The sequence below is a fragment of the Parabacteroides sp. An277 genome (assembly GCF_002159645.1).
Taxonomy (GTDB): Bacteria; Bacteroidota; Bacteroidia; order Bacteroidales; family Tannerellaceae; genus Parabacteroides.
In genome coordinates this window covers 1-5,461 of record NZ_NFJB01000068.1, presented here as the reverse complement: position 1 = coordinate 5,461, position 5,461 = coordinate 1, and the positions used below count along the sequence as shown (strand labels likewise).

The window sequence follows — 5,461 nt, the reverse complement described above, 5'->3', positions numbered from 1 at the left end:
TAATCGGTGCTTCGGTAGTCGTAAAAGGTACCACAATCGGTACGGTTACGGACTTTGACGGAAACTTCGTATTGGAAGTACCGGAGGAGCACAAGCATTTGGAAATCTCTTATGTGGGAATGGAATCGATGCAAGTTAACGTATCGCCGCAAGTCCACGTAACATTAAAAGACGACTCTCAGGCGTTGGACGAAGTCGTTGTTACGGCTTACGGTACATCTACGAAGGGTTCATTTACAGGTTCAGCAGCCACCATTAAAAATGAAAAGATTGAACAACGTTTGGTATCGAACGTAACAAATGCGTTGGCGGGTGCCGTTGCCGGCGTACAAATCCAAAGCAATAACGGGCAACCGGGTGAATCAGCCAAGGTTCGTATCCGTGGTGTCGGTTCTATCAACGCGGGAACAGAACCTTTGTATGTAGTGGATGGTGTTCCTTTCGACGGTGATTTGTCTTCTATCAACTCACAAGATATTGAATCGATGACCGTATTAAAAGATGCTGCTTCTACTGCATTGTATGGTGCACGTGGCGCGAACGGTATCATTATGATTACAACCAAAAAGGGTAAACAAGGTAAAGCGCGCGTAAACTTTGACGCTAAATGGGGTGTAAACTCTCGTGCGGTAAAGAATTACGATGTAATCGAAAGCACGGAACAATATATGGGTCTGTTGTATCAAGCTCTGAACAACGCGGCTTTGTATAACATGGGATATGATGCAGCAGCAGCTAATGCCTACGCAAATAATACTATCTTCCAGAATGCCAGTGGTGGTATAGGTTATCAAATTTATACGTTGCCTGAAGGCGAAGGCTTATTCAATATGGACGGTACGATGAACCCGAACGCACGTTTAGGTTATTCAGACGGTACCTATTATTATACGCCGGATAACTGGTCTGATGAAATGTTTAAAAATAAGTTACGCCAAGAATATAATTTAAGCGTTTCAGGTGGAAATGATAAATCTTCACTCTATTTCTCATTTGGATATTTGGATGACCAAGGTATCATCGATGGTTCCGGGTTCCGTCGTTTCAGCGGCCGTATCAATGGTGATTACAAAGTGACGGATTGGTTGAAGATTGGCGGTAACTTCGGTTATGTCAATACAAACAGCCGTTATCCGGGCGATCAGGACGGAAATGCCACGGCTTCTTCAGGTAATGCCTTCATGGTTGCCAACTTTATCGCGCCGGTTTATCCGTTGTATGTACGCGATGCCAATGGAAACATTATGACTAATAATGGACGCGTCGTATATGATTATGGTGACGGTGTAAGCACGAACCAGAGCCGTTCGTTTATGTCTATTGCCAATCCAGCCGGAGATTTGCTTTATAACAAAGAAGAATACCTGATGGATATCTTCAATGCCAACTGGTTTGCGGAATTGACACCGATTAAAGGCTTGACCCTGAGTGCGCGTTTTGGTACGAGCATCGATAATACACGTTATAATATCTTGGGTAATGCCTATATGGGACAATCGGCGGCTTACGGCGGTACGGCTTACCAATCACATATGCGTTCATTCGGTTTCGACCAGCAATATGTAGGGAACTACCAATTTACGGTAAACGATAAGAATCATTTCGATATTACGGTAGGTTATGATGGTTACAATTATGAATATACGGAATTGACAGGTTCTGCCCAGAATCTCTATAATCCGGAAAGCTACTATTTGAGCAATGCCATCGATACGAAGCAAAACAGTGGTCGCCGCAATACGTATGCGACACGTGGTTATTTCGGCCGTATCAACTATTCATATGAAGATACTTACTTTGCAAACGTATCCTACCGCCGCGATGCCTCTTCGCGTTTTGCTCCAGAACATCGTTGGGGAGACTTCTGGTCGGCTAGTGCAGCTTGGATGATTACAAAAGAAGATTTCATGAAGGATGTAACGTGGTTGAACATGTTGAAATTGAAAGCCTCGTTTGGCCAGCAGGGTAACGACGATATCCTTTACGACCAAGTTTATTTCGAGAAGAACTACTATCCATACCTCGATCAATTCAACATGACGGGTGCGAACGGTATCTTCTCGGATGGCGCGTTGAGTTATAAAGGTAATCCGGATATCACATGGGAAACATCTACTTCTTATAACGTAGGTTTCGATTTCGCCATGTTTGATAACAAGCTGGGTGGTTCTATCGAGTACTTCGGACGTAAATCCAACGATATGTTGTATAACAAGCCTGTGGCAGGTAGTTTAGGTTATACCTATATTCCGATGAATATCGGTTCGATGACGAACTCCGGTTTGGAAATCGACTTGAACTATAACATCATGAATACGCAAAACGTAACATGGGATGTAAACCTGAATGCTACATTCGTAAAAAATAAAATCAACGAATTGGCTCCGGAGTTGAACGGTAAGATGATTGATGGCGCACGTATCTATGAAGAAGGCGAATCCATGTACCGCTTGTATATGTTGGATTATGCCGGCGTCGACCCGGAAACCGGTCAGGCACTCTTCTGGGCTGAAGACGAAAACGGAAACCGCATCACGACTCCGGAAGTTGCCATCGCCGAAAACTATAAGGTAGCTACCGACGATTTGATGCCGACGGTTTATGGTGGTTTTGGTACGAGCGCGACGTTCTTCGGTTTCGACGCGTCTATCCAGTTCTCTTATCAGTTGGGCGGACAAATCTATGATTCCGGATATTCCCGTTTGATGCGTAACCAAGGTAGTGGTGATAACTGGCATAAAGATATCTTGAAGGCTTGGACACCGGACAATCGCAATACAGACGTGCCTTACTTGAATTCGAACGACCAGAATGTCATGCAAGCCTATACCCAAAGAAGCACACGCTTCCTGACCAGTTCGAATTATTTGAGCGTAAACAACATCACCTTTGGTTATACTTTGCCTACCTCTTGGACGAAGAAATTCCAAATCGAAAAACTGCGTCTCTATTTCGTAGCAGACAACGTAGGCGTTATCTCTGCACGCAAAGGATTGGATCCGCGCCAGAGTTATACAGAATCTACGACAGCGCTTTATTCTCCGATTCGTACTATCTCAGGAGGTATTAACTTAACATTTTAAACTGTAAATATAGATATAGAACAATGAAAACAAAATATATTTTAGCTTCATGTTTGGTATCAACGCTTGCTTGGACAGGTTGCCAGGAAATTGATACTTATCCGGAAGGCGGAACCGTTACTTCCCAACAGAAGGAAGAGGTAGCCGAATTGAATCCGGACCGCGCCGAGGCCGGCGTCAATGCCATCTTCGCGCTCTTTAGCCAATATATGCCGAACTCGGGAGCATTAGGTGCAGAACGCCACAACGACTTCGGATATCCGACCATCATGCTGGCAATGGATGCTAACGGTATGGACGTGGTGAGTGATAACAACGGTTATAACTGGGCAGGTTCCAGCTTGGATTATACAGACCGTTCGTATTCGTCGAACGAATGCCAGATGGTATGGAACGACTTGTATAGCATTATCTATGCAGCTAACAACGTGATTGCAACCATCGATCCGGCTACGGAAGAATCGGCCTCGAAAAAGTTCTTGGGACAAGCCTTGGCGGCTCGTGCTTTCTGTTATCATGTGTTGGCACAGCTTTATCAATTTAATTATGTAGGCCATGAGACTTCGCCGTGCGTTCCGTTGATTACAAACGAGAACTCGGAAGAGGCGGCACAAAACGGTATCGGCCGCGCTACGGTACAGGAAGTGTACGACCAAATCAAAACAGACTTGGACCAAGCGATTGAGTTGTTGACGGCTGCCGAGGAAGCCGGAGAAACGAATGCCGACAAACGTTACATCAATGCGGCGGTTGCTTATGGCTTGCGTGCTCGTATGAACCTCACGATGCAAAATTGGGCAGAAGCGGCACAGGATGCCGACCAAGCGATTGCTTCCTTCACGGGCAGTCCGGTCAGCATCGAGACGTTGAGCCTGGATTTGTGCACCAGCAAAGTATTCAGCGATTTGAGCGAAACAAATTGGATGTGGGGTATCAACGTAGACGAAACGGATGATGTCGTATCGTCTGGTATCGTCAACTGGATTTCGCACATGGGTTCAATGAACTACGGATATGCAAACTTCTCGTTGGGTAAGCAAATCAACCGCGCATTGTATAATACGATTTCAGATACAGATGTTCGTAAACATTGGTGGCTCGATGAAAACAGCGAATCGCCGATCGTTTCTTCGGCTGAGGAAAAGGAATGGATCAGTTATTATTACGGTCCGTATACGCAGGTGAAATTCGCACCGTACAATGGCGTCGTAGGACAATCTACGAATGCAAACGATATGCCGCTCATGCGTATCGAAGAGATGTACCTTATCAAGGCCGAAGCGGAAGCTATGAGCGGAAACGTGGGCGCGGGTAACAACACGCTACGCGATTTCGTCTCTACCTACCGCGACCCGCAGTATAGCTTCAATGGATCGTCGGCGACCGACATCCAAGAAGAAGTTTACCGCCAGCGTCGTATCGAACTCTGGGGCGAAGGTTTGATTTGGTTCGACATCATGCGCCTCAACAAACCGGTAGATCGCCGCGGCGCCGGATTCCCGAACGCACCGATGGTATTCAACATCCCGGCAGGTTCGGACATCCTCCTCTGGCGTATTCCTGAAAACGAAATTATGTCTAACCCGATGTTGGAAGAGAGCGACAACAACCCGTCAGCTCCGCAACCGCAGCCGGTAGCAGACGTAGTGGAATAAATTTATTATCTCCTACAAGGAAAGCCCCTCCCCAACCCGGAGGGGCTTTTTTCATGCCACGGCTCCTTCCGCCCCCAAATTTTTTGACCAAACGTTGGTTCGCTGAAGGGAAACGCCTAACTTTGCGGGAAATTAAACTTTAGAGATATGGAAGAATTTACAAAACAAGAAAAGAACGGATTTCGGCTTATGAAAACCGAAGGATGGAGCTCGAGACGCTCGGCAAGTACTTCTACGATTTGTCGAAGATTGTATTCACAACGTTGGTCGTCGGAGGTGTATTTGCTGTGATTTCCGAGCAAAACAAACTCGGTTATTTGGCATTGGCTATGATAGGTGGCATTGCTACGTATGGATTGGCTTTTATTGGTGGAACCTTTTTAAAACAATAAGCGTATGGAACCCTTGAAAGTAGATTGGACCCCGATGATTATCCTCTATTCCCTCATCTGCCTTGTCTGCGCGGGTATCATTATTTGGATGAAATCGAAAGCGGGAAAGAAATGGTTGAAGGGCGAATAAAAACAGGGTATAGGAAAACGAAGAGGGTGTGCCGTAATGGGTATATGGCACACCTCTTTTTTCATGCCTCGGCTCCTTCCGCCCCCAAATTTTGGCTCAGTAGATTTTCAGAGGGGATAAATTTGTTAGCATGAAGAACAAACCTTTATTTTGCAGTATGGAAAACGATTATTTGAACATACTTGCCGGTATTGTACTCCC

4 protein-coding genes are annotated in these 5,461 nt (G+C 45.7%); all 4 read left to right on the top strand.

Annotated features, from left to right (window positions below; genetic code table 11):
• Nucleotides 1-3,083, top strand: a 3,083-nt coding sequence (locus B5F77_RS15170) for a TonB-dependent receptor (RefSeq protein WP_343225109.1), incomplete at its 5' end; no start/stop codon positions are given.
• 23 nt (nt 3,084-3,106) lie between these two features.
• Nucleotides 3,107-4,738 carry a RagB/SusD family nutrient uptake outer membrane protein gene (locus B5F77_RS15165; RefSeq protein ID WP_087332283.1) on the top strand — a complete coding sequence of 544 codons (1,632 nt, stop codon included), beginning with the start codon at nt 3,107-3,109 and terminating at the stop codon, nt 4,736-4,738.
• A 203-nt stretch (nt 4,739-4,941) separates the two neighbouring features.
• Complete coding sequence (locus B5F77_RS15160; protein WP_087332281.1) at nt 4,942-5,130, top strand: hypothetical protein; 189 nt, start codon at nt 4,942-4,944, stop codon at nt 5,128-5,130.
• Nucleotides 5,131-5,134: 4 nt separating this feature from the next.
• On the top strand, nt 5,135-5,260 hold the full coding sequence (locus B5F77_RS16120; RefSeq protein WP_255377058.1) for a hypothetical protein: 126 nt from the start codon (nt 5,135-5,137) through the stop codon (nt 5,258-5,260).
• Nucleotides 5,261-5,461: the final 201 nt, after the last annotated feature.

Bases quoted from the DNA above. Each gene is read 5' to 3' on its own strand.
- B5F77_RS15165 (WP_087332283.1), top strand. From the start codon at position 3,107: ATGAAAACAAAATATATTTTAGCTTCATGTTTGGTATCAACGCTTGCT.
- B5F77_RS15160 (WP_087332281.1), top strand. From the start codon at position 4,942: ATGGAGCTCGAGACGCTCGGCAAGTACTTCTACGATTTGTCGAAGATT.
- B5F77_RS16120 (WP_255377058.1), top strand. From the start codon at position 5,135: ATGGAACCCTTGAAAGTAGATTGGACCCCGATGATTATCCTCTATTCC.